The organism is Maribacter cobaltidurans, from assembly GCF_002269385.1.
Taxonomy (GTDB): Bacteria; Bacteroidota; Bacteroidia; order Flavobacteriales; family Flavobacteriaceae; genus Maribacter; species Maribacter cobaltidurans.
Genome location: NZ_CP022957.1, coordinates 20,107 through 43,987, shown reverse-complemented (window position 1 = coordinate 43,987; position 23,881 = coordinate 20,107). Strand labels below are relative to the sequence as shown.

20 protein-coding genes and 1 tRNA gene are annotated in these 23,881 nt (G+C 40.5%); 11 read left to right on the top strand and 10 right to left on the bottom strand.

Features of this window, described 5'->3' with window-relative positions:
• Window positions 1-4 precede the first annotated feature (4 nt).
• Complete coding sequence (locus CJ263_RS00185) at window positions 5-952, bottom strand: AI-2E family transporter (protein WP_317044110.1); 948 nt, start codon at window positions 950-952, stop codon at window positions 5-7.
• Window positions 953-1,155: 203 nt separating this feature from the next.
• Between CJ263_RS00185 and CJ263_RS00180 the strand changes: the two genes are divergently transcribed.
• Window positions 1,156-2,025 carry an RluA family pseudouridine synthase gene (locus CJ263_RS00180; protein WP_094995407.1) on the top strand — a complete coding sequence of 290 codons (870 nt, stop codon included), beginning with the start codon at window positions 1,156-1,158 and terminating at the stop codon, window positions 2,023-2,025.
• A gap of 84 nt (window positions 2,026-2,109) precedes the next feature.
• Here CJ263_RS00180 and CJ263_RS00175 read toward each other — a convergent pair whose 3' ends face one another.
• Window positions 2,110-3,321, bottom strand: coding sequence for a hypothetical protein (locus CJ263_RS00175; RefSeq protein ID WP_094995406.1), 1,212 nt, complete (start codon window positions 3,319-3,321; stop codon window positions 2,110-2,112).
• Between the two features lie 146 nt (window positions 3,322-3,467).
• Window positions 3,468-6,248: an excinuclease ABC subunit UvrA gene (uvrA, locus tag CJ263_RS00170; protein WP_094995405.1), complete on the bottom strand. Its 2,781-nt coding sequence runs from the start codon at window positions 6,246-6,248 to the stop codon at window positions 3,468-3,470.
• A 243-nt stretch (window positions 6,249-6,491) separates the two neighbouring features.
• Here uvrA and CJ263_RS00165 point away from each other — a divergent pair, with 243 nt between their 5' ends.
• From CJ263_RS00165 to CJ263_RS00160, 3 genes are all read left to right on the top strand, one after another.
• Window positions 6,492-7,073 (top strand): sigma-70 family RNA polymerase sigma factor, encoded by a 582-nt coding sequence (locus tag CJ263_RS00165; protein WP_094995404.1) that lies wholly within the window; start codon window positions 6,492-6,494, stop codon window positions 7,071-7,073.
• 72 nt (window positions 7,074-7,145) lie between these two features.
• A complete protein-coding gene (locus CJ263_RS21055; RefSeq protein WP_188669419.1) occupies window positions 7,146-7,289 on the top strand; it encodes a hypothetical protein in 144 nt (47 codons plus the stop codon).
• A 330-nt stretch (window positions 7,290-7,619) separates the two neighbouring features.
• Entirely contained in the window at window positions 7,620-8,201 is a 582-nt protein-coding gene (locus tag CJ263_RS00160; protein ID WP_094999034.1) for an RNA polymerase sigma factor, read from the top strand.
• 228 nt (window positions 8,202-8,429) lie between these two features.
• Here the strand turns inward: CJ263_RS00160 and CJ263_RS00155 are convergent, their stop codons facing one another.
• Window positions 8,430-9,092, bottom strand: coding sequence for an endonuclease III domain-containing protein (locus CJ263_RS00155; protein ID WP_094995403.1), 663 nt, complete (start codon window positions 9,090-9,092; stop codon window positions 8,430-8,432).
• Window positions 9,093-9,145: 53 nt separating this feature from the next.
• On the opposite strand from CJ263_RS00155, the gene bcp reads away from it, so the two are divergent.
• Complete coding sequence (bcp, locus tag CJ263_RS00150) at window positions 9,146-9,598, top strand: thioredoxin-dependent thiol peroxidase (protein ID WP_094995402.1); 453 nt, start codon at window positions 9,146-9,148, stop codon at window positions 9,596-9,598.
• 21 nt (window positions 9,599-9,619) lie between these two features.
• On the opposite strand, the gene CJ263_RS00145 is transcribed toward bcp, so the two are convergent.
• A complete protein-coding gene (locus tag CJ263_RS00145) occupies window positions 9,620-11,098 on the bottom strand; it encodes a nucleotidyl transferase family protein (RefSeq protein ID WP_094995401.1) in 1,479 nt (492 codons plus the stop codon).
• Window positions 11,099-11,269: 171 nt separating this feature from the next.
• Here CJ263_RS00145 and CJ263_RS00140 point away from each other — a divergent pair, with 171 nt between their 5' ends.
• Both CJ263_RS00140 and CJ263_RS00135 read left to right on the top strand, forming a co-directional pair.
• On the top strand, window positions 11,270-12,046 hold the full coding sequence (locus CJ263_RS00140; RefSeq protein ID WP_094995400.1) for an MBL fold metallo-hydrolase: 777 nt from the start codon (window positions 11,270-11,272) through the stop codon (window positions 12,044-12,046).
• Between the two features lie 3 nt (window positions 12,047-12,049).
• Window positions 12,050-12,544 (top strand): hydrolase, encoded by a 495-nt coding sequence (locus CJ263_RS00135; RefSeq protein ID WP_094995399.1) that lies wholly within the window; start codon window positions 12,050-12,052, stop codon window positions 12,542-12,544.
• Here the strand turns inward: CJ263_RS00135 and CJ263_RS00130 are convergent.
• From CJ263_RS00130 to CJ263_RS00110, 5 genes are all read right to left on the bottom strand, one after another.
• On the bottom strand, window positions 12,541-13,200 hold the full coding sequence (locus CJ263_RS00130; protein WP_094995398.1) for an alpha/beta hydrolase: 660 nt from the start codon (window positions 13,198-13,200) through the stop codon (window positions 12,541-12,543). The genes CJ263_RS00135 and CJ263_RS00130 overlap by 4 nt on opposite strands.
• Before the next feature lie 3 nt (window positions 13,201-13,203).
• On the bottom strand, window positions 13,204-13,530 hold the full coding sequence (locus tag CJ263_RS00125) for a hypothetical protein (RefSeq protein WP_094995397.1): 327 nt from the start codon (window positions 13,528-13,530) through the stop codon (window positions 13,204-13,206).
• Window positions 13,531-13,535: 5 nt separating this feature from the next.
• Window positions 13,536-14,795 carry a dihydroorotase gene (locus CJ263_RS00120; protein ID WP_094995396.1) on the bottom strand — a complete coding sequence of 420 codons (1,260 nt, stop codon included), beginning with the start codon at window positions 14,793-14,795 and terminating at the stop codon, window positions 13,536-13,538.
• 7 nt (window positions 14,796-14,802) lie between these two features.
• Window positions 14,803-16,722 carry a BatA domain-containing protein gene (locus CJ263_RS00115; protein ID WP_094995395.1) on the bottom strand — a complete coding sequence of 640 codons (1,920 nt, stop codon included), beginning with the start codon at window positions 16,720-16,722 and terminating at the stop codon, window positions 14,803-14,805.
• A gap of 182 nt (window positions 16,723-16,904) precedes the next feature.
• Window positions 16,905-17,912, bottom strand: coding sequence for a glycosyltransferase (locus tag CJ263_RS00110; RefSeq protein WP_094995394.1), 1,008 nt, complete (start codon window positions 17,910-17,912; stop codon window positions 16,905-16,907).
• A gap of 130 nt (window positions 17,913-18,042) precedes the next feature.
• On the opposite strand from CJ263_RS00110, the gene CJ263_RS00105 reads away from it, so the two are divergent.
• From CJ263_RS00105 to CJ263_RS00090, 4 genes are all read left to right on the top strand, one after another.
• Window positions 18,043-18,127, top strand: a tRNA-Ser gene (locus CJ263_RS00105).
• A gap of 268 nt (window positions 18,128-18,395) precedes the next feature.
• On the top strand, window positions 18,396-19,475 hold the full coding sequence (locus CJ263_RS00100) for an efflux RND transporter periplasmic adaptor subunit (protein WP_094995393.1): 1,080 nt from the start codon (window positions 18,396-18,398) through the stop codon (window positions 19,473-19,475).
• A complete protein-coding gene (locus tag CJ263_RS00095; protein ID WP_094995392.1) occupies window positions 19,475-22,555 on the top strand; it encodes an efflux RND transporter permease subunit in 3,081 nt (1,026 codons plus the stop codon). Before CJ263_RS00100 ends, CJ263_RS00095 begins: the two co-directional genes overlap by 1 nt.
• Before the next feature lies 1 nt (window position 22,556).
• A complete protein-coding gene (locus CJ263_RS00090; RefSeq protein WP_094995391.1) occupies window positions 22,557-23,864 on the top strand; it encodes a TolC family protein in 1,308 nt (435 codons plus the stop codon).
• Window positions 23,865-23,881 lie beyond the last annotated feature (17 nt).

Here is a 23,881-nt window from a genome sequence, read left to right as displayed (position 1 = left end):
TTGACTATAGCTTTTTTACATCATTTGATTTGCGAAGCCCGTATTGCCGTTTATAAATTTTTATAACGACCAAGAAGAGATTGATGATCAAAGGTCCAAAAATCAATCCCACAAAACCAAAAAGAGGTATCCCCACAAGTACACCGATTAATGTAATAATAGGGTGCGTACTGTCCAATTTTTGTAGTAGAAACAACCTAATGAGATTGTCCGTGGAACCAACTACGACTAGCCCATATAGAAGAATGCCCCATGCCTGAAATTCGTTTCCATTGGCCATACTGAGAACGAATACGGGAAATATGCCTAAGAAAGTCCCTATGAATGGAACCATGGAACCTATGGTAACAATTACAAACCAAAATAACGGGTTTTCAATCCCAAAAATAAAAAAGCCAATTAGTGCTATAATACCTTGAGCTATGGCCACCAAGGGTATGGCAATGGCATTTGAGCTTACTACATGATCTATTTCCTCACCTAAAATCCTCAATGTCTTTTTGCTTAAAGGGATATATTCCATAAGGGAATCCTTTATGTTATTGGAGTTCTTGAGCATGAAATATAAAATGAAGAGTAGAACGCCCAAAGAAATAAAAACATTAACCGTACTACTGGCAAAACCTGAAAGGTTATTGGTTATCCAAGAGGAGGCTTGTTTGGGGTCAATAGCGGAGGAAACATCATAACCTATATGCTTTTCCAAAAGAAAAACCTGTTCCTTAAAGGCACTTGTAACCTGTTCAGACTTATTCGCTAAATTTCCTATTTCGGAACCAAGCATTAAAACAGCACCGGACAAGGGAATACAAATACCAATAAACGCCGCAAATATAAGCAGCATGGCAGCCCAAGTTTCTCGCCATCCTTTTTTAAGGAGTTTAAACATCCACTTTCTTAATACGACATACAATGTCAAAGCTCCAAGAACTCCAGAAATATATGGAAGCATATATATTACAATAAGCCCACCCAAAAATAGAATTAGTGAAATCAGTACAAGTTGTCTTATTAACTTAGGATTAATTTTTTTCAATTATCTGTAGAATAGCAGTTAGTAATGTTTGTAAGCTACTTCAATTCCATGTAATTTGTTGATTCACTTAAATAAATAAGTAATCGTTTTACTTGTCAAATAAATTTATCTAAATAAGATTGGCTATTATAGAAACCCACACGGTCCCGGAGAAAGTATGCATTTCAAGATTGCAGGAATATGGTGTTGGTATATTCTTAAACCTTCCAACAAAGTCCTCTTTGAAAAAGGCGATTAGAAAAAATTTGATTCTGGTCGACGGTAAAATAGCAACGACGGCAACCTATATTCTGGGTGGGGAGACTATCAGCCTAAGGGAAGCCCCCATAAAGGAAAGCAAGAAAAAATTACAGCTTCCTTTGGAAATCGTTTTTGAAGATGATCATTTGGCCGTAGTAGCGAAACCACCGGGAATTTTGGTCAGTGGAAATGGTTTTAGGACCATAGCCAATGCCTTGCCCCAAAACTTAAAAAGGAGCAAAGAGCCTGATGCCATAATTCCCAAACCTGTTCATAGACTGGACTATCCTACAACTGGACTGTTGTTGACCGGAAAAACGGCCAGCAGTATGGTTACTTTGGGAAATCAATTCAAGAAAAAGCAAATAGCTAAAACCTATTATGCCGTTACTATTGGGGCCATGAAGAACAAGGGTATTATAAACTCGCCTATTGATGGCAAGGATTCAGTTTCCTATTATGAGGTTATAAGTACGGTAGCATCCAATCGATTTATATTCCTTAATTTGGTAAAATTAAGTCCAATGACCGGCAGAAGGCATCAACTTCGAAAACACTTACAAAGCATAGGGAATCCTATTTTAGGAGACCCCCTTTATACTTCTGCTCATTTAAAATTGAAAGGTAAAGGTCTGTATCTACACGCCGCCGTTTTGGAATTTGACCACCCAAGGACTCAAGAACGAATGCAAATTAAATATGCACTGCCCAAGAAGTTTTTAAAAATTTTTGAGAAACACCCCTTGTGATTTAAAAAGCAAAAAAAGCCCTGCAGTAAACGTATTTACTACAGGGCTAAACAACTAACCAACCTAAAAACTAACTTTTATTTTTTAATTACTTCTTCTAGAGGCAGAACGTGAACTGCTGCTTCTAGTGCTGCTTCTTGAAGGAGCCTTACTTACCGATCTTGAACTGCTACTTCTGCTTACCGTACTACGCTGCTTAGACGGAGCCTTGGTAACCGTTCTTTTTACAGATCTTTGTGTTACGGCCCCGTTGTTATTTGAACTACGACCAACTGTACTTCTATTCATTGGTTTTCTATAAGTAGTAGAGGTACTTCGTTTAACTGTAGTACTTCTTGGCGTTCTTGTTACTTCACGTTTGCTAACAACAGTTCTTTTGTCATTCCCTCTAACGGCATTTCCGTTACTTCTTCTAACCGATGTTGAACTACTTCTTTTTACCGAGTTAGACCTTCTAACATTGTCATTGTCGGTTTTTCTTCCATTTTGGGTAGTAGCTACCCGTCTATCGGATTTGAAGTTCTCGCTTCTTCTGGCCGTATTATTATTGGAACGCAGACCATCGTTATCTCTATAGCTTTTACTTTTATTGCCTCTATAGGAATTATCCCTTACAGCGACCCTATTATCGTTTCTATAAATATTGGCCCTTTCCCTTCTTACCTTATTGTATCTATGCTCCCTGCCAATTTTAACATAAGCTCTTCGTGTATTATACCTATACGGTCTATAATATGTATATCTGATTGGCGTATAATACCTTCTGTAAGGTCTATTGAACACTAATGAGAATCCTATAGCTGGTCTAATAAACCATCTGTGAAACGGACGGTATACATAATGTCTATTATAAATGTTGATGAAACCGGTATGGTAGTCATAGAAACCTCTGTTATCATAGAACACGTACATACCACCTACACTGCGAACCCTATTATTTCTATATCTGATATCCACATCGCCTATTTGGGTAACACGACCGTAATAGTCATAAAATATAGGAACGTTCTCTACTTGTATAACCGCACCGTAATCATCATACTGCGCATATGGACTATAATCATAACCTGAGTTGAAAGTTATCCCGTTTCTTCTACCCGTAACATAGTCTTCTATATAGAAGTCAAATTCTCCATCAGGATATACTGAAAACGTAATGCCATTTTCAACAAAAATAAATGAGTTGTTGTTCCTATAAGCATTGCGTGTTGCAACCTTATCTTCTACCGTACTGTTGGCCAAGGCACCAGTTGTGCCTAAAATCATCGCCGTAAAGAGGAGTACTAAATTTTTCATGATATAAGGTTTTAAATTCCAAGTGCAACTATTTACACTCGCCTTATATAAAACAAACAGCGTGCCAAAAATGAAACAATGTATTTAACTATTTGAAATAAAGCTATTTAAATAATAATTCGTTTTAAATAAAATGGAGTTTTGGCTTAAACCAGTTTTTCCTTTAGGTATTTTGCAGTGAAGGATTTGGTGTTTTTAACCACCTCCTCGGGTGTTCCCTCGGCTAGTAATTGTCCGCCGTTTTCTCCACCTCCAGGCCCCAAATCGATGATATAGTCCGCACATTTGATGAGCTCAATATTGTGCTCAATAACCACTATGGAGTGTCCTTTTTTAATCAAGGCGTTAAAGGATTTCAATAATTTTTGGATGTCATGAAAATGTAGTCCAGTTGTGGGTTCGTCAAATATAAAAAGGGCCTTATCCTTAGTAGCTCCCTTTACCAAGAAGGACGCCAGTTTTATGCGTTGAGCCTCACCACCGGATAGGGTAGAGGAGGACTGCCCCAGCGTTACATAGCCCAATCCAACATCTTGAAGGGGTTTTAATTTACTTACAATCTTTTTTTGCTCCCCCGCTTCAAAGAAAGCTATGGCATCGTCGATGGTCATGTTCAAGATATCATCGATGTTCTTATGGTTGAAAGTAACTTCCAAAACATCTTTTTTGAATCGCTTTCCACCGCAAGTATCACATTCCAAATGCACATCGGCCATAAACTGCATTTCCACAGTAATTTCTCCTTCTCCTTTGCATTTCTCACATCTGCCACCGTCCACATTGAATGAAAAGTGTTTGGCTTGATAGTTCCTTATTTTGCTCAGCTTTTGGCTTGCGAAAAGGTTCCGTATCTCATCATAAGCCTTTATATAGGTAACGGGGTTGGAACGGGATGAGCGACCTATAGGATTTTGATCCACAAATTCCACATGTTTTATATGCTTATATTTACCATGCACAGAACTATATTGACCCGCTTTTTCCCCATAACCTCCAGTTTCCTTAAGAATAATAGGATATAACAACTTTTTGACCAAGGTACTTTTCCCACTTCCCGATACACCCGTTACCACGGTTAGCATATCTAATGGAAAAGTAACATTGATATTTCTCAGGTTGTTTGCCCTACAACCTATTATTTCGATATGATTTTTCGAGGTACGTCTCTCTTTGGGAACCTCGATAGTCATGGTTCCGTTTAAGTAGCTGGCAGTCAGTGAAGATGATTTTAAGATTTCATCCAAAGTGCCCTGGGCAACAATATTTCCCCCATGTGTACCAGCCTCAGGCCCAATATCTATAACCTGATCTGCAGCTTTCATAATATCCTCATCATGCTCCACTACAATGACGGTATTGCCCAAGTCCCTAAGTGAAATCAAAACTTGGATTAAATTTTCGGTGTCCTTAGGATGAAGCCCAATACTAGGCTCGTCCAGAATATACATGGAACCCACTAGGCTACTTCCCAGGGAGGTGGCCAAATTGATTCGCTGGCTTTCCCCACCGGATAGTGTATTAGATTTTCTGTTAAGGGTAAGGTAGTTTAGCCCTACCTTATCCAAGAAACCTAGCCGGGTATTTATTTCCTTTAATAATCTATCCGCTATTTTGGCATCGTGATCGGACAGTTCCAAAGTTCCAAAGAACGGGATAAGCCGCTCAATGGGTAGACCTACCAAATCTGAAATGGATTTGCCACCAATTTTTACATAATCCGTTTCCGTTCGCAGTCGTTTACCATGGCAGACATTGCATTTTGTTTTTCCCCTATAACGGCTGAGCATTACCCTATTCTGTATTTTATAGCTTTTTTCCTCAAGGGTCTCGAAAAACTTGTGTAGCCCAATAAAATGTTCGTTACCGTCCCAAACCAATTTTTTCTGTGCTTCAGTGAGTTCAAACCAGGGTTTGTGAATGGGAAAATCAAATTTATAGGCAGCATTTACCAATTGGTCACGATACCAACCCATACTTTCACCACGCCATGGAAAAACGGCATTCTCGTAGATTGAAAGCGCTGTATTGGGAATTACTAAATCTTCATCAATCCCTATGACATCTCCATATCCTTCGCATTTAGGACATGCCCCGTAGGGATTGTTAAAACTAAATAAGTGAACGTTAGGTTCCAAAAACTGCATACCGTCCAACTCAAATTTGTTGCTGAAAAGGCGTTGTTCGGAATTTGATAACTCTTCAATAATGCACTCTCCCTTACCTTCAAAAAAGGCGGTATCCACTGCATTGGCCAACCTATTGTAAAAATCTTCATCATTTTTGGTTATGATTCTGTCGATGACAAGGTCGAATTTCTTTCCAATATCCTTCGGGGCCTGATCTATTCTAAGGACCTTCCCCTGATATTTAATTCTGGCGTACCCCTGCTTGGAAAATAATTGAAGCGATTTTAATGAATCCCTATCCTCCCTTATGGTTATGGGAGCGAGGAGCAGGAGTTTAGTATCTGCATCAAAGGTCTTAACGTATTCAATAACATCTGATACGGTGTTTTTTTTAACCTCATTACCTGAAATTGGTGAAAATGTTTTTCCAATACGGGCATACAGAAGTTTTATATAATCATATATTTCAGTAGTGGTACCTACCGTAGATCTTGGGTTGGTAGAGTTTACCTTTTGTTCAATGGCAATGGCCGGTGCAATTCCTTTTATATAGTCGACCTTCGGTTTGTCCAATTTTCCCAAGAACTGCCTGGCATATGAGGATAGACTTTCCACATATCTCCTTTGTCCCTCCGCGAAAAGGGTGTCAAACGCCAAACTGGATTTTCCAGATCCGGACAATCCCGTTATGACCACAAGCTTGTTTCTGGGGATTACAACATCTATATTTTTAAGGTTGTGCAGCTTGGCACCTTTTATGATAATGTTTTTTTTTGGATTTATCTGGGATAATACGGTCATACAGCATCTTTAAATTTGCAAAGATACAATATGGCATTTAGCAAAAAGTTTAAATGTCATTTTTCTAAAAGCGGGCCGGGATTATTTCACATTTTTTTTGGAGTATTTATTTTTTTATATCTTTGAGTCTCGCAAAACAAGAAGCCTATAGCCAAAAATTACTTTTGAAGTTAGAAAGAAATTAAAAAAATCCTAAGCCATAAAGCATTAGGACCCCAATTTTAACCCACAAAAGTAAGGCTTATGATACAGGCACTTGAAGACTCCCAACTGGTTAAGGATTATATGAACGGTAATGAAAGGGCCATTGAGGTTCTTATTCACCGGCACAATGCACGCCTAACCGGCTTCATTTATTCCAAAGTAGGAGACCGTGAATTGACAGAGGATATTTTTCAGGATACCTTTATGAAGGTTATCCGTACACTCAAGAGAGGTGCGTACAATGAGGAAGGTAAATTTTTACCTTGGGTCATGCGCATCGCCCATAATCTCATCATAGACCATTTTAGAAAGAGCAATAGAATGCCAATGTACGACGCTACGGAAACTTTTAATGTTTTTTCCTTGATGGGCGACGAAAAATTGAATGCTGAAAGTCAATTGATAAAAGACCAGATCGATACGGACCTCGCAAGAATGATTAAAGAATTACCGGATGACCAACAAGAGGTATTGCAAATGCGTCTATATAAGGAAATGAGTTTTAAGGAAATTTCCGAAAATACGGGGGTAAGCATCAATACCGCACTAGGCAGAATGCGCTATGCCCTTATAAACCTTAGGAAGTTGGTTGAGGCTAATAGTATAGTTTTAACGAATTAATTGGTAACAGGTCGAGTGGATCTACTATATTTATTCCGTTGACGTTTCTTAAGTGAAACAAAAACGAAGAATATGGAAAAAATTTACCAGACCAAAACAAAAACCAACAAAACAGTATCTGCGAAACCTGAAACAATTCAGTTTTTGTTGAATTATTCAAAGTCCCTTAAAGTTACAGAAGCCAAGGGCATAAAATTTGAAAGTAATTTGAACTAATAAAGTTCTTGAATATACATATAAAACCCTGGGATGACTATTCCCAGGGTTTTGTTTTTTATCGAATAAAGCAACCACAGTTGGCGGTTGCGACATCTTCAGATAGGTCAAACCTTTTTCACAAGGCCTAAAGTCAACTAATAAAACACCTAATTATTGTATAAAAAATAGGTTTTACTGGTTTCACATCAGAAAAGGGCGTTTTTACAACATACTTTTTATCAAGGGGGGTGATTTATCTAGTTTTATATCAGAATTGAACGACTAATTACAATTAATTAATAATCAAAATCAGGATCCCCACCCTGTCACCTAATGAAAGTAACTAATATGGAATTACAGATTGAAGATTCAGAACTAGTAAGAGATTACATCAGTGGCGACGAAAAAGCCTTGGAAATTCTTATTCATAGACATAATCAGCGTATTACGAGCTTTATTTATTCCAAAGTATTGGATAGGGACGTAACGGAGGATATCTTTCAGGATACCTTTATTAAGGTAATCAAAACCCTCAAAAAAGGGAGCTACAGTGAAGAAGGTAAGTTTTTACCTTGGGTTATGCGTATTGCCCATAACCTTATTATTGATCATTTTAGAAAGAACAAGAGAATGCCTATGTTCGAGGGGAACGAAGATTTTAATATCTTTTCTGTAATTGGGGATGACAAGTTAAATGCCGAAAAGCAATTGATAAAGGACCAAATCGATACGGATTTGAGGGAGTTGATTGAGGAACTTCCCGATGATCAAAAAGAAGTTTTGATAATGCGTATCTACAAGGATATGAGCTTCAAGGAAATTTCCGAAAACACGGGAGTAAGCATAAATACGGCACTTGGAAGAATGCGCTATGCATTGATTAACCTAAGGAAAATAATTGAAAAACATAATATCGTACTTACTCATTAATCAGTCTAGAAAACAATAAACAATATTTCTTTTGTAGTTGCGTTAATTTAATGTAACAACAATGGAAATATGGAAAAAATTTACTCTAATTATCAGGAAAGAACTGAGTTTAAAAAGGTTTGTCCAAAAACCATCAACTTCTTACTAAGCTTTTCTAAGGCACTGTATGACGTCAAGTACAAAGACTTGGAGTTCGAAACGTATTTAAACTAATAAAAAAAGACTCGTTTAACGGGTCTTTTTTCTATTGTAATATTCATTAATGACCGTTTTTCTTCCAATGGTCTTGGTGATAATATCCTTTTCCAAATCCCACCCCCTAGCTGGTGAGTAGTCCCTACCATACCATATGATTTGAAGATGAAGGTCGTTCCATAACGCTTTGGGAAACAATCTTTTGGCATCTTTTTCGGTCTGCACTACATTTTTTCCGTTAGAAAAGCCCCATCTATACATAAGTCTATGGATATGGGTATCCACAGGAAAGGCCGGAATACCAAAAGCCTGGGAAACCACAACACTTGCGGTTTTGTGGCCAACGGAAGGTAATTCCTCTAAAAGATGAATGTCTTGTGGAACCTCTCCATCGTATTTTTCAATTAGAATTTTAGAAAGTCCGTGTATTCCTTTGGATTTCATGGGCGACAGCCCTACGGGTTTAATGATTTCCCTTATTTCCTCAACACTCATTTTTACCATATCAAAAGGATTATCCGCTTTTTCAAACAGAATAGGAGTTATTTGATTGACCCTAACATCTGTACTTTGAGCGGACATAAGTACCGCTATTAAAAGGGTGTATGGGTCTTTATGCTCCAAAGGAACGGGAATGGTAGGATAGAGTTCCTGCAATTTGGAAATTGCGAAAGATACCTTTTCTGCCTTCGTCATTTTTTGTTTAATTTTACAAAAATACTATTGAACAAAATATAAGATTATTGACTATGAAAACACTTAAGGAAGGGGATAAGGTTCCCGAATTTTCAGCCAAAGATCAAGATGGCAATACTATAAATTTATCGGATTATAGCGGAAAGAAATTGATTGTTTTTTTCTATCCAAAGGCAAACACGCCCGGTTGTACTGCCGAAGCATGTAACTTAAGGGATAACTATAAAGCCCTGCAGGATGAAGGTTACGAGCTGTTGGGGGTGAGCGCGGACTCCCAAAAAAAACAATTGAACTTTAAGGATAAATATGATTTCCCTTTTCCCTTGCTAGCGGATGAGAATCATACCGTACTTAATATTTTTGGTGTTTGGGGTCCAAAGAAATTTATGGGCAGGGAATATGATGGAATCCACAGGAAAACATTTGTTATCAATGAGGAAGGCATAGTGACCAAAGTAATCGATAAGGTAAAGACCAAAGATCACGCTGCCCAATTGTTGGACTAAAAACAGCCCCCTTTTAGGGGGTTATTTTTTTTCTATTTCCTTCTCTATTTCTTCCGGTTTAGAAATTTCTTTTTTGGTGAACAGCTTTTTTTCCTTAATTATTTCTGCAATACCTTCCGGTAGCATTTCCTCCCAACCCTCTTCGCCGTTCATGATTTTCCGCAATACATCCCTGGAGAAAATATCCATAATGTCCGGTTCATAGTCAATGATGTCCATGACCTTACCATTATATTTAAAGAATTTATAGAGTTCCTTCATCCTTGGGTGCACCTTCACATTATTACTGGTCATCACTTGACCGGTATCCGGGTTTTTCATGGGGTATAGGTACACTTGCAGATCTTTGAAAAATAGTTTACCAAAGGCCTCTAGGATACCCCCGCTTAAATGGCGATAGTATTTCTCGTCAAAAATGTCCACTAGGTTGTTCACGCCCATGGTAAGGCCAATCCTATTCTTGGTGTAATTGTTAAAATACTCCACCAATTTATAGTATTCCTGAAACTTTGAAATCATTACGCAATGCCCGAGTGAACATAACAATTCTGCCCTGTCCATGAAGTCCTCTTCATCGATTTCCCCGGAAGCCTTTAAGTTGGACAAGGTAATTTCAAAAATGACGATACTATTTTCTTGATCTACCTGGGGATCACGTACAAAGATGTCATAGGATTTATGGAACATATCCATATTGACCTTGGTAACCGGCCTAAAACTACCTCGCAACGCCAAGATGTTTTTTTTGTAAAGTACGGCAGCAGGCAAAAGATTATTTCCGTCCGGACCGAACATTACGGCATCGGTCATATCGTTCCTTATCAGCTGAAGGCTCATTAACCTATTGTCCACGTCCTTAAAATTGGGACCGGAAAAGTTGATCATATCTATTTCCAACGTATCCTTATCTATATGGTCATATAGATATTTCAACATTTTCTTGGGCTTGTGGTATTTGTAAAAGGCACCGTAAATTAGATTCACTCCCAAAATACCAAGGGTCTCCTGTTGAAGCCTGGCCTCGTTTTGTTTAAAACGAACATGCAACACTATCTCGTCATACTCCTTTTGCTTGGGGTCTAACTGATAACGTATACCTATCCAACCATGTCCTTTATACCTTTTGGAAAAGTCTATCGTAGCGACCGTATTGGCATAAGAAAAGAAAACTCTATCGGGATGTCTTTCCCTGCTAATTCTCTCTTCCATCAATTGCATCTCGTACTTGATCATTGTTTTCAACCTCGCCTGCGTCACATACCTTCCGTCTTCCTCCACGCCATAAATGGCATCGCTGAAATCCTTATCATAGGCACTCATGGCCTTGGCAATAGTCCCAGAGGCACCGCCCGATCTAAAGAAATGTCTTGCGGTTTCCTGCCCGGCACCGATCTCGGCAAAAGTTCCGTAGATATCTGGATTCAAGTTGATTCTTAAAGTTTTGGCTTTAATCGACGGTATATTCTCGAAAACACTTTCTCTCTTTAAAACTGAGGCCATTCTTATAGTTTGTTTTAACAAAGTTATAAAGAAAGGGTAACCTAATGGCCAATCCAAATGAAAAAATGTCCCTTATTTGAAAGATAATTTGCTCCCAAAAAAAAGACATTGCCAAAAGCTTAACCAAAATTGAACCGCTATTTTCTTAAATAAGAATTAAATTTGATGTCTATGGAAGAAGGTCTAAAGGTTACTTTTCTTGGAACGGGAACATCGCAGGGAATACCCGTCATAGGAAGTACGCATCCGGTATGTTTAAGTGACGATGTAAGGGACAAAAGATTAAGGGTTTCCGTATTGCTGCAATGGGGAGAATATCATTTTGTAATTGATTGCGGTCCGGATTTTAGACAACAGATGTTGACCCATGAAGTGACCCGGTTGGATGGAATTCTTTTCACCCATGAACATTCTGACCACACCGCAGGTTTGGATGATATTCGTCCGTTTTTTTTCAGACAGGGAGATATTCCCATATACGCGCCCAAAAGGGTGGTAAAATCATTGAAGAGACGGTTCGATTATATTTTTCAAGAAAAGGACAGATATCCCGGTGCCCCGTCCGTGGCCATTAATTATGTGGAAAAGGGGAAGGATTTTGAAGTTGGTGATCGTACGGTAACCCCTATTCAAGTAATGCACAATCGGCTTAAGGTTTTTGGATATAAAATTGGTGGATTTACTTATTTGACCGATGTGAAATCTGTTGAGGAAGAAGAATTTAAAAAGATTTTAGGGACTAAAGTATTGGTTGTAAATGCTTTGCGTATAGAGCCCCATCATTCCCATTTTAACTTGGAAGAGGCACTTTCCTTTGTTGAGAAGGTAAAACCTCAAAAGACCTATTTTACCCACATAAGTCATTTACTGGGTTTTCATGGGGAAGTAGAAAAGAGTCTTCCTAAAAATGTACATTTGGCCTACGATAATCTTGTTATAGAATTATAGCATATGAAAAAGAACATTTATCTATATCTTTTTATTTTTTCCGCATTGATTTGTTTGTATCTGGGCGTTAGCGGAAGCAAAATGTCCAAGGCCAGTTCCCAAAGAATACAAAGTTTGGAAACCAAGGTAGACGCTTTAAAGGATTCCCTGCAGCAAGCGGAATTACGTGTTCTGGAGATGCAATATTTTTCATTGGAGAACAATGACGATGCCATGGCGTACTATGACCATTTGGATTTGGAAAACCCTACGAGATATATTTCGGATAAATTATTGGAAACCAATGAATCCAAGGGGGATAATCCATTGGTTCCCTATGAGGGAATGCAAAATGATTTTAAAATCAACAAAATCAAGGTCCTGAACCACAAATGGATTTTGGCCGATTTCTCTGATGGTAAATATTGGGGAGAAATTTTGATTCGTTATGAGCTAAAAGATAACTTGGGCATCGATTTCACCTTGATAGATCATTTGTTGTATACCCGCAGCAACTAAGGGTTTGCTTCAAGCCACTTTTTAAACGAATAGAAATTTTGGGGAGCCACACCATGTCCCACGGGGTATTCTTCAAAAACGTTGGTGATTCCCAAATTATCAAGGATTTGAGGTGCTTTTTGTGCCCATTCTATGGGAATTACCTGGTCCACCTGACCATGCGAGACATAAATACGCAAGGACCCGAAATTATTTGAAGCATAGCCTTCCTTCAAGATATTTTCATTGATGTATCCGCTTAGCGCAATCACCCTTTTAATTTTTTCTGGGTAGGAGAGCGCAACCGAATAGCTCAGAATGGTTCCTTGGCTAAAACCCAGTAATGTGATATCAGTATCATCCAAATGGTAGGCCTCACAAGCTTCCTTTAGGAACTTGACAATGGCATCCCGGGATTCGATCGCTTGTTGGTCATCGCTCCATTTTCCTTTTTCATTATCAAAATTGATGGCATACCAGGCATACCCAAACGGTTGTAACGTGTAAGGAGCCCTAACGGAAATAACACAGTACTTTTCAGGGAGTTCCTCGGCAAAGGAAAAAAGGTCTTCCTCATTACTTCCATATCCATGTAACATAAATATTACGGGTGGTTTACCCGTGTTCATGGATGATGGTTTTATAATATGTTCTAGGGAAAGTGGGGCAGTTGTCATTTTTTATTGGATAAAGGTGAACCATTTTTGAAAATAGCTTCCTATGATGGGGACAAGTTGTTTCTTATTGTTCAGCGCATTCAAAAAACCATAAAACCAAAGCGCTAGATAGCAGATATACAGCCCATAAAGCCCATACTGATTATACCATACACTGGAAAAGAGGGCAAAGGCGTGGAACAAAAGATGTATGCCAAATGCTTGTCGTATATGAAATCTGGCAAAATCATGTTTTGGTTCCGTATTCATGGAAATGGCTATGATTGCCCCTACAAGGGTCAGATATGCAATTATGGCCGTATTTTTTCCCTCAACTACCTGTTCTGCCATGACGTTTAATGGTTTAGATGGACTTGATTGTTGGAAATTGTGCCCAGAACTGTTCCTTTTAAAACGGTATTTAGGAAAAGACTGTTTTTTGAACTACTGGAAATATGGTCTTCGGAAAAGGTATATTCCGTGTTGGGGTCAAAAATGGTCAGATTCGCCTTGGTACCTTCCCTTAATTCGGGAACTTCAATTCCGAAGGTTTTTCTTCCACGGGTGAGAATTTCTATGGTTTCCTCAATATCAAAGAGTTGATTCAATGCTCCAAAACTACTTTCCAGACCTATAGTGCCATAGTCCGCATTGTCAAATTCTACCTTTTTCAATTCAATATTTAGGGGTGTATGGTCTGAGGTTACAAAATCTATTGTACCATTTGTCAATCCTTTGATCAGCTCTTTGCAATCCTTGGTAGTACGCAGGGGAGGCAATACCTTATAATGGGTTTCAAAATCCTCCAGATCATCGTCCGTTTTGATTAAGTTATGGACCGCTACACTACAGGTGACTTTAAGTCCTTTCTTCTTGGCAGCGGCAATGAGTTTAACGGAATTGGCGGTACTTATCGTCGGGATGTGCAGCTTTCCACCGGTATATTCCAGAATAAACAGGTCTCTGGATACTTGAAGCTCTTCGGCCATGGCCGGAATCCCTTTTAATCCGAGTCTAGTACTAACAATACCTTCGTTTACGATTCCTTTTCCGGCGATATGGTTATCCAAAGGAAAGGACAGTACAATGCCGTCAAAATTCTGTGCATATTGAAGTGCGATTTTAAGCAGATTGGGGTTGGTAACTGCGTGTTTAAAATCATAAAACCCCACCGCACCTGCATTTTTCATGTCATAGAGTTCGGCCAGGGATTCACCTTCACCGCTTACCGTCAAATTTCCTAATGGGTGTAAATTGGTTACATGGCCTTTTGAAGCATTTTTTAGAAAAACGATATCGGAACTGCTATCGGGTAGGGGAAAACTATTTGGATTTAATAGAACATCCGTAAACCCACTCCTTGCCGCGGTCTGCAAACCATTGTCAATCGTTTCCCTTTCTTCATAGCCGGGTTCTCCAAAAGAGACTCCCGTATCCATCCAGCCTAGGGAAACATGCAAGTTTTTGTGTTCAACGATTTTTGTTTTTGGAGGGGCGTCTATCTGGACACCAATTTTCTCTATAACGCCGTTCTTGATTAAAATATCTCTTTTTTTAAGGTGGATTTCCTTGGTTGCCTCATTTACGATCTTTGCCGATTTTAGAAGTATGTTCATGTAAGAGTTATTTTAAAAACCTTTGAAGGGCGGATTCTGTCAGTACAAAAATCAGTGCTAAAATAGCAAACCATTTCCAAAATTCATGGATACTGTTCGCTTTTTGGACATCCTCGAAAAAATTCGAAATAGAGTCGAAAACCCTGTTGTTTTCAACAGCGCCTGCATCCATAAAACGAAGTACACTTTCTTGGCGGTCATAGTTAAAGCTAATGTTCCCCAAGGTTTCAGTTCCATTGAGAATCTGAAAAATTCCGTCCTCGGTGGGGTTTTCGTCAAAGGTCAATTGAACCTTTTTAGGCAACGAAATTTGCTGTGGAATAAATTCATAATCCTCCTTGGCCACCTTTAAAATTTGGTCCTTTGACAATGAAATGGGTATTTCCAATTCTTCACGTTTCCCCAGGATTTGGTATAACTTGGGTAATTTTAGACTATTGCGGGCAATGTTATAAAATGTTGGAACCACCAATGGTGAGTTCTTGAAATTGGAATTGTCCTGATTCAGGGCGGATGAAAAGAAATAGGAATTCCCATTCCCTACCAGAAAAGGTTTGCCGTTTTGAAACGTAAGCACATTTTGACCTTGAGAAGTAAGGTTATGGTAACTGGAAACTTCGGGATATTGAAAATTGCTCACCCTTTTATTGAATACATTGGTATAGATAGGATGCTCGAACGCGATACCGGAAATAGCGGCCTGCCCCAGGAACAACTCGCCATATTGGGTGTTGAAATAGCGTGAGGCCAATCGGTTATAGGAGTCCTGGTCGATTTGCTGTGCGGGTATGACCACAAACGTCCCACCTTGTTTTACAAAGGAATGTATCGTATTCTCCAAACCTGCAGGAATCTGTTCCAATTCGTTCAGGACTATAAGGTTGTAATCCTCAATGGCACTGTAGTTAACCTGACTTAGGGGAGTTGCATTAAAGTCAAATTCATTTGGGTCGTAGATCTTACTTAAAAAGCTGGTCTCACCATCTGAAATGGCCAGTACCTTTATTTTTTTTGGAGTATCTATGTTGAAATAAAATTCATTGTCATAGGGAAGTCCCGTATCCGAAATGATAATTCGTCCTGCAATAGGCACGTTGGCGGGTACGGAAAAGGTAACCGACGCACTTTTTCCATTGTTAAAGGGTGCCGATGTCTTTGCTATTAGCTTGGTTCCATCGTACAGGGAAACGGGATAGGCTTCCACGTTTTCATTGGACGATAACAGGGTGGTTAGTTCAATAACCTCATTGTCCGAATTGGCAATATACACGGAATCGATGGAGACATTGATTAAATCCCCGGCATCCTGTTTTACGAAATAGATTTCCTTGTTTTGATCCGTTTCGGGCAAGGGACCCATATGTTCCTGAAAATCCGAAATAAGTACGGTACGCTTAATGGATGGGCTGTCATTATTCAAGAAAGCGGAACTTCGCAGAAGAATCTGATCCAACGTTAATTGGTTGGTACTGGGCGAAAGGGTGACCAGCTCGTTTTGGATGTCCCCGATTTCCACGTCCTCAAAGGTCCTGTCGTTGGTTATGAGGGTAAAAGGACTATTTCTGGGGATGCTTTGGATAAGGTCCTGTACCGTATTTTGCAACAAAGTACCATTTCCCAATTTCGCCTGCATGCTAAAGGAATTGTCCAGATATATAAACGTTTCCTGACTTTTTAGGGCATTTTCATTGGCACTGAAAGGTTGGGCAAACGCAATGATCAAACTTGCAAAAATGCCCAATCTAGCGAATAGGATGAGCCATTTTTTTAAAGTACTGCTCCTTCTGGATTCGGCGAGTACCTTTTTAAGCATCTTTACATTGGTAAAGGGTGTTTTTTTAAATCGGCGAAGCTGAAAAAGGTGAATGATAATGGGAATGGCCAGTAACAATAAGGCCCAAAGAAGTTCTGGATGTTTAAACTGCATTCCTTTAAGTGATTGGTCAAAGATACTTATTTTGACTTGATATTCCCGATTTTATGTTCTTCGTATAAGTTCAAATCACCAAGGTGGGGTGTAATCAAATTTCACTCGGGATTTCTCCGTGAAAGTTTGGTTTGCCAAAGCAAATTCATAATGTATTGACCAATGCCCAGAATCTCTCTGCATCAACAAAAAAAGAAGTAATCCAATATATTACCCATAGTTCTGAGCTTAAAAAAGGCCCTAATTTCCTTTTGTGCCTCCTCATTGGCAACGGTTATAATACTTTGGGGATTTTCAATCTCGTCCAGTTGCTCGAAGGAAAGCAAGATATGGCCATAGATTTCCTTTCCAATTTTTTTTGGATTATCACAGATCCATGAGAATTCAATATTCTTTTCTGTGAGCGATTGGGCAATCTTTTTTCCTTTGAATCCGGCACCCCAGACCACCAAGGGGCGCTGCGGGTCATGATCCAGCTTTAAGAAGTAATGAAGTTTTATGTCCAAAAAATAGTTTTGGGCGTAATGTTCGCTGGTGCGGGAGGTCCGCTGATCATAATCCCTCCAATACAGCAGGGTTTTATCGCACGGGATAACACGCAGCCCTTTTTCGTAAAAGCGAAAGGTAAGGTCATAGTCCTCAGGATACCTATGGGGATTGAACCCGTCACAGGCCTCAAAATCGGTACGGTATGCCATCCAGCATGGGGAGGGGATAACACATTCCTTGTAGATTTCACTATAATTGGTTCCTTTTTCGGTTAAACCGTTCAGCCATTTTTCGTACCGGTCGTAGCCATCGCTGATACCGCGGTCAGAGAAATACTTGACCTGTCCTACGGCTAAATGTTCCTCACCATGTTCAAGCAACAAATTGGTCATGACCTGTAGTCGGTCTGGGGTCATAATATCATCGGAATCCATTCGTGTAATAAAGGTACCGCTGCTATGGGAATAGGCAGTTTGTAAAGCCTGTATAACACCTTTACCGGTATTTGGATAAACCTTGATTCGTGGGTCTTGTTTTGCAAATTCCGTTACGATGGCAAGACTATTGTCTTTGGAATGGTCGTTTACGGCAATCATTTCCCAATGCGGATAGCTTTGCGCCAAAACGGAATTCAGGCATTCCTCCAAGTAGGGGGCCGTATCCTTAAAGGGGACGATGATGCTAACCAAAGGGTGTACCATGGGAGCAAGATAAAAAAATGAAATGAAGGATGTGATACGCTAAGGAATGGAACAAAATCAAAACAATGAGAATAAAAGCGGAAAAGTTTTTAAAAGAATGAAATTCCTTTCTATATTTGCACCCGCATTAGGAGAAATGGCAGAGTGGTCGAATGCGGCAGTCTTGAAAACTGTTGAGGGTCACACCTCCGGGGGTTCGAATCCCTCTTTCTCCGCAAAAGAAACCCGCAACTTTCGTTGCGGGTTTTGTGTTTTAAGAAGCGTCAAAAGCGTGCTTTTGTGTAATCATTTTACTTTTTAATATCTTTCCCACACTCTTTTATCACCTCCTAAAAAATTCCAAATTCACAAAGAATTGTACTTCAAATTATTTTATTGCTAAAGCATTATGTTAATGCATGTTAAATAAAACATAAGTTTTTTTTAAAAATAGGTTTTAGACCTAGATTTGGTTAACCAGAAAACCAAATTTATCTAAACCAAATGAAAGTCAAATATGTAATCTATTTGCTGCTTATTGTAGGGTTGGGGGGCTTGATCGTCTATCGCATCAACGCCAATGCCGCCATTGGACAGTCGGCAAGACCCATGGCGCAAGCCAGTACGACCTCCGTAAAGGGTATAGTTCTACAGCCAAGAAAATTTGATGATAATATCTCTCTTTCGGGAACTTTGGAGGCGAACGAACAAATTGAAATTAGAAGCGAGGTTTCCGGTATAGTCAAAAGCATCAACTTTCAGGAAGGTAGCAAGGTAGCTCAAGGCCAGGTACTTTTTAATGTGGACGATGTAGAGTTACAAGCCCAATTGTCCAAGGTGAAAACGGCGGAAAAATTGGCCTCGGAAAATGAGCGAAGGGCCAAATTGTTATTGGACAAGCAGGCCATTAGTCAGGAAGAATACGACATCGCCAGTGCCGATTTTCAGTCGGCCAGTGCCGAGGTGTCCCTTATTTCCGCACAATTATCAAAAACGGTGGTTCGGGCCCCCTTTTCGGGAAACATAGGGCTACGGTCCATTTCCGTGGGTACGTACATAACCCCAACCACACCCGTGGCCAAATTGGTGAATACGAGTAAGCTCAAAATTACTTTTTCCATTCCAGAGAAATATGCATCACAAATTCATGAAGGCTCCAATTTCACCTTCAGAACTTCCGATGGTTCCAAGGACTATACGGCGACCATCTATGCCATAGAACCCGAAGTAGAGATTGCCACGAGGACGTTAAGGATGCGGGCGATTGCAGATAATACGGATGGCACTCTGTACCCCGGGGCTTACGCCAACGTGGTTTTACCCCTACAAACGGTGGATGATGCGCTTTTGGTTCCTTCCGAAGCCTTGATTCCCGTACAGAACGGTAAGAAAATTTTTGTGGCTGAAAATGGTAAGGCCAAAGAGGTAGATGTGGAAATAGGCGCACGTACGGGTTCCGAAGTGCGCATTTTGAATGGATTGAGCGCAGGAGACACCGTTTTGACCTATGGCGTTATGGCCTTAAAGAACGGGGCACCCGTAACCGTTGAACTAGAGGAACCGGAATTAAACACAGCGGAATAATGAACTTGTCCACGCTCAGTATAAAAAGACCTGTCCTAACCATAGTGATGAATGTTACTATTGTTTTGTTCGGTATCATTGGCTACACCTATTTGGGGATACGGGAATTCCCCTCCATAGACCCCGCTCAAGTATCCGTTAGGACCAGTTATGCGGGTGCCAATGCGGATATTATCGAGTCACAGATTACGGAACCCTTGGAAAAGGCTATTAATTCCATTGATGGCATCAGGAATATTACCTCTTCCAGTGTTCAGGGCTCCAGTTCCATAAGTATTGAGTTCAATCTCAATAAAAATTTAGAGGATGCCGCCAACGATGTGCGGGACAAGGTTTCGCAGGCCGTGCGAAGTTTGCCCGATGATTTGGATGCTCCGCCGGTCGTCTCCAAGTCAGATGCCGATGCCCAGAGAATCCTCTCCATGACGGTGCAAAGCGATGATAAGAATATCCTGGAACTTTCCGATTATGCCGAAAATGTCATTACCCCAAGAATTGAGACGATTCCGGGCGTGAGCAGCGTGCAGATTTGGGGGCAGCGAAGATATGCCATGCGTTTATGGATAGATCCCTTAAAATTGGCTTCTTATGGATTGACGGTGGCGGATGTACGAAGTGCGCTTTTGGCTCAGAATGTGGAACTGCCATCGGGAAAACTGACCGGGGACAATACGGAACTTGCCGTTAAGACCATTGGAAACCTTCAGACCGAGGAACAGTTCAACAACATTATCATTAGGGCCGAGGGTGAAAAATTGGTACGTCTGAGCGATATAGGAAAAGCGACCTTGGAGGGCGAAAATATGGAAACGAAAATGAGCGACTCCGGGCAGCCCATGGTCGCCACGGCCGTCATCCCTCAACCCGGGACCAATTATCTTGAAATAGCGGATGCCTTTTATGAGGAATACGAAAAGTTAAAAAAAGATCTGCCTGAAGGATTTAAGCTCAATGTAGTTATCGATGACACAGTTTTTGTAAAACGTGCGGTCACCGAGGTGGGGGAAACCTTGCTGATTTCCATTATTCTTGTAATTCTGGTGATTTACCTGTTCTTTAGAAACTGGTCCATGGCCCTACGGCCCTTAATCGACATACCGGTTTCCCTGATTGCCACATTCTTTATTATGTGGTTGTTCGGGTTTTCCATAAACGTACTTACCCTTTTAGCGATTGTACTCGCCACGGGTCTTGTGGTGGATGACGGTATCGTAGTGACCGAGAATATTTATAAAAAAGTGGAGGAGGGGATGAGTCCCATCGAGGCGGCCATTAAAGGCTCCAACGAGATTTTCTTTGCCGTTATTTCTATCTCCATAACCTTGGCAGCGGTTTTTCTTCCGGTGATATTTTTAGAGGGTTTTGTGGGTAGGTTGTTCCGGGAATTTGGTGTGGTATTGGGAGCTGCCGTATTGGTATCGGCCTTTGTGTCGCTTTCCTTGACTCCTATGTTAAATGCCTATTTGATCAAACCGGGAAAGCAGAAACAATCCAAATTCTATCATTTTACGGAAAAGTATTTCATAAAAATGAATGAATACTATGCGGAAACCTTACAAGGGTTCATGAAACGGAAATGGCTCAGTTTTCCCATACTGGTAGGATGTTTGGGACTGATAGCCCTGTTCTATACCCTGTTGCCCAAGGAAACGGCGCCATACGATGACCGAAGCTTTGTACGCTTGAACGTGACCGCACCCGAGGGATCTTCCTATGAATATATGGACCGATTGATGACCGATATCACCGAACTGATCAACGATTCCATACCGGAAAAAAAGGTGAGTCTGGTTTTGACTTCCCCTGGTTTTGGTTCGTCTTCGGTCAATAGTGGTAGGGCCAATGTTGCACTCGTAGACCCTAGTGAACGGAAACGTTCACAGCATGAAATTGCTGAGGATTTGGGAAGATGGGCCAAGGCCTATGTGGGCGGAAAGTCCAACGTATCCGAAAGGCCTACCATATCGGTGAACAGGAGAGGTGGTCCTCCCATTCAATTTATTATCCAGGCGCAAAATTTTGATAAGCTTGAGGAAAAGATTCCTGAATTTATGGCAGAGGCTGAGCAGGATGAAACTTTTTCTTTTGTAGACGTAAACCTAAAGTTCGACAAGCCGGAAATTTATGTGAACATTAACCGTGAAAAGGCCGAAAGTCTTGGGGTTTCGGTACGGGATGTCGCCCAGACCTTGCAATTGTCCTTGAGTGGACAACGCTTTGGATACTTTTTAATGAACGGTAAACAGTATCAGGTCATTGGTCAGTTTGACAAAAAAGATAGGGATGCGCCCGTGGATTTGACGTCTATTTTCGTAAAGAACGACGCTGGCTTATTGATTCAGTTGGACAATTTGGTGGAAACCGTAGAGCATAGTAGTCCACCACAATTGTACCATAACAACCGATACATGTCGGCCACAGTTTCTGCGAATCTGGCACCCGGTAAAACTATCAATGACGGTATCGAGGCCATGGAAGCGATAAAGGACAAAGTTTTGGATGAAACCTTTACAACCGATTTGGGCGGGGAGTCTAGGGATTTTGTGGAGAGTAGTTCCAATACGCTATTTGCATTTGGACTGGCCTTATTGCTTATTTTTCTGATTTTGGCCGCGCAATTCGAAAGTTTTATAGATCCTTTCATTATTATACTTACCGTGCCCATGGCGGTAGCAGGAGCTATGTTTTCGCTATGGCTGTTCGGTCAGTCTTGGAATATATTCAGTCAAATTGGGACCATCATGCTGATAGGATTGGTTACCAAAAACGGGATATTGATTGTAGAGTTTGCTAACCAGCTTCGGGAACAGGGTATGCCTAAACAGGAAGCTATTTTTAAAGCTTCAATATCCAGGTTAAGACCTATTTTAATGACCAGTTTAACCATCGCCCTTGGGGCATTGCCCATCGCATTGTCATTGGGTGCGGCCTCTACAAGTAGAATCGGTATGGGGGTGGTTATCATTGGAGGAACAATGTTTTCGTTGGTCTTGACCCTTTTTGTGATTCCGGCGCTATATTATTTATGGTCCAAAGAAAGGGTAGAGCGACCCGAGTTCAAAGTATTAGAAACGTATTAAAATGCCATACAGAATTCCCTTAAGTTCCCTATTTGTTGTATTGAACATTTTTTTGATATCCGCACAAGAAGTGCTCAATGTCGATGAAGCGGTTAAATTGGCCCTAGAAAATAATTTCCAGATCCTTACGGCCAAGAATGAACTGAAAATCGATGAATACGGTGTAAGTCCGGGGTATGCGGGTATGCTACCTTCCGTGCAGGCCAATGTTACGGATAACAATAGGAGGGTATATCTATCACAGACCCGACTCGACGGTACCGTACAGGAGCAGGACAACGCTATAAACAATAGCCTTAACTATGGCGTAGCCTTGGATTGGACCCTTTTTGATGGGCTTAGGATGTTCGCGAATTATGAACAATTGAAGGAAAACAGGAAATTGGGGGATGCGGAACTGAAACAGGTCATATTGTCTACGGTAGGGGAGGTGATGATTACCTATTATGACTTGGTACAACAACGCCAACAGCTATCGGCTTTGGACAGTACGATACTTATTTCCAAGCAGCGCGTTGAATTGGCTCGGAATCGATTTACCATAGGAAAGGCCTCCAAGTTGGAAGTATTGAACGCACAGGTAGATCTCAATACGGACGAAACGCTTATGCAGCGGCAGAAGGAGTTGTTTGCCAATACCAAGATTCAACTGAACCAACAATTGGCCCGTGATCTTACTACCGATTTTGAGGTGGCCCCGGAAATTTTTGTGGACGAGTCCCTATTGTTGGACGACCTGCAGACCCAAGTTTTAAAGGAAAACCCCCAACTCTTGGCCTCACAGATCAGCAAAAGGATTTCAGAATTGGAATTAAAGCAAATCAGGGCGGCCCGATTTCCCACTATTACAGCGTCAACGGGATATAACTTCAGTGAATCCCAATCCAGTTTAGGGTTCACCACTGCCTCTAATTCAAGGGGATTCAGTTACGGCTTTGGAGCTACGTTGAATCTATTTGATGGTTTTAATCAGCATAGGGATGAAAAAATTGGCAAACTGGAAATCGAAAATTCAGAAGTAGCTATTGCGCAACAGGAACAGGATTTATTGGCGACACTGGGAACTACCTACCAGACGTATCTTACCAATGTAAGTTTGATTGAGCTTGAGGGTAACAATGAGGCCATTGCCAAGGAGAATTTGGACATCACAGTGGAAAAGTACCGAATCGGGATTATCCCCACCATCGAATTTAGGACGGCCCAATTGAACTATATCAATGCCAAGGTTCGCTTCAGCAATGCCAAGTTTCAGGCAAAGCTATCCGAAATTGTTTTAAAACAACTGGCCGGAAATCTGTCAATCTAACCCCTAAAATGGTTTAG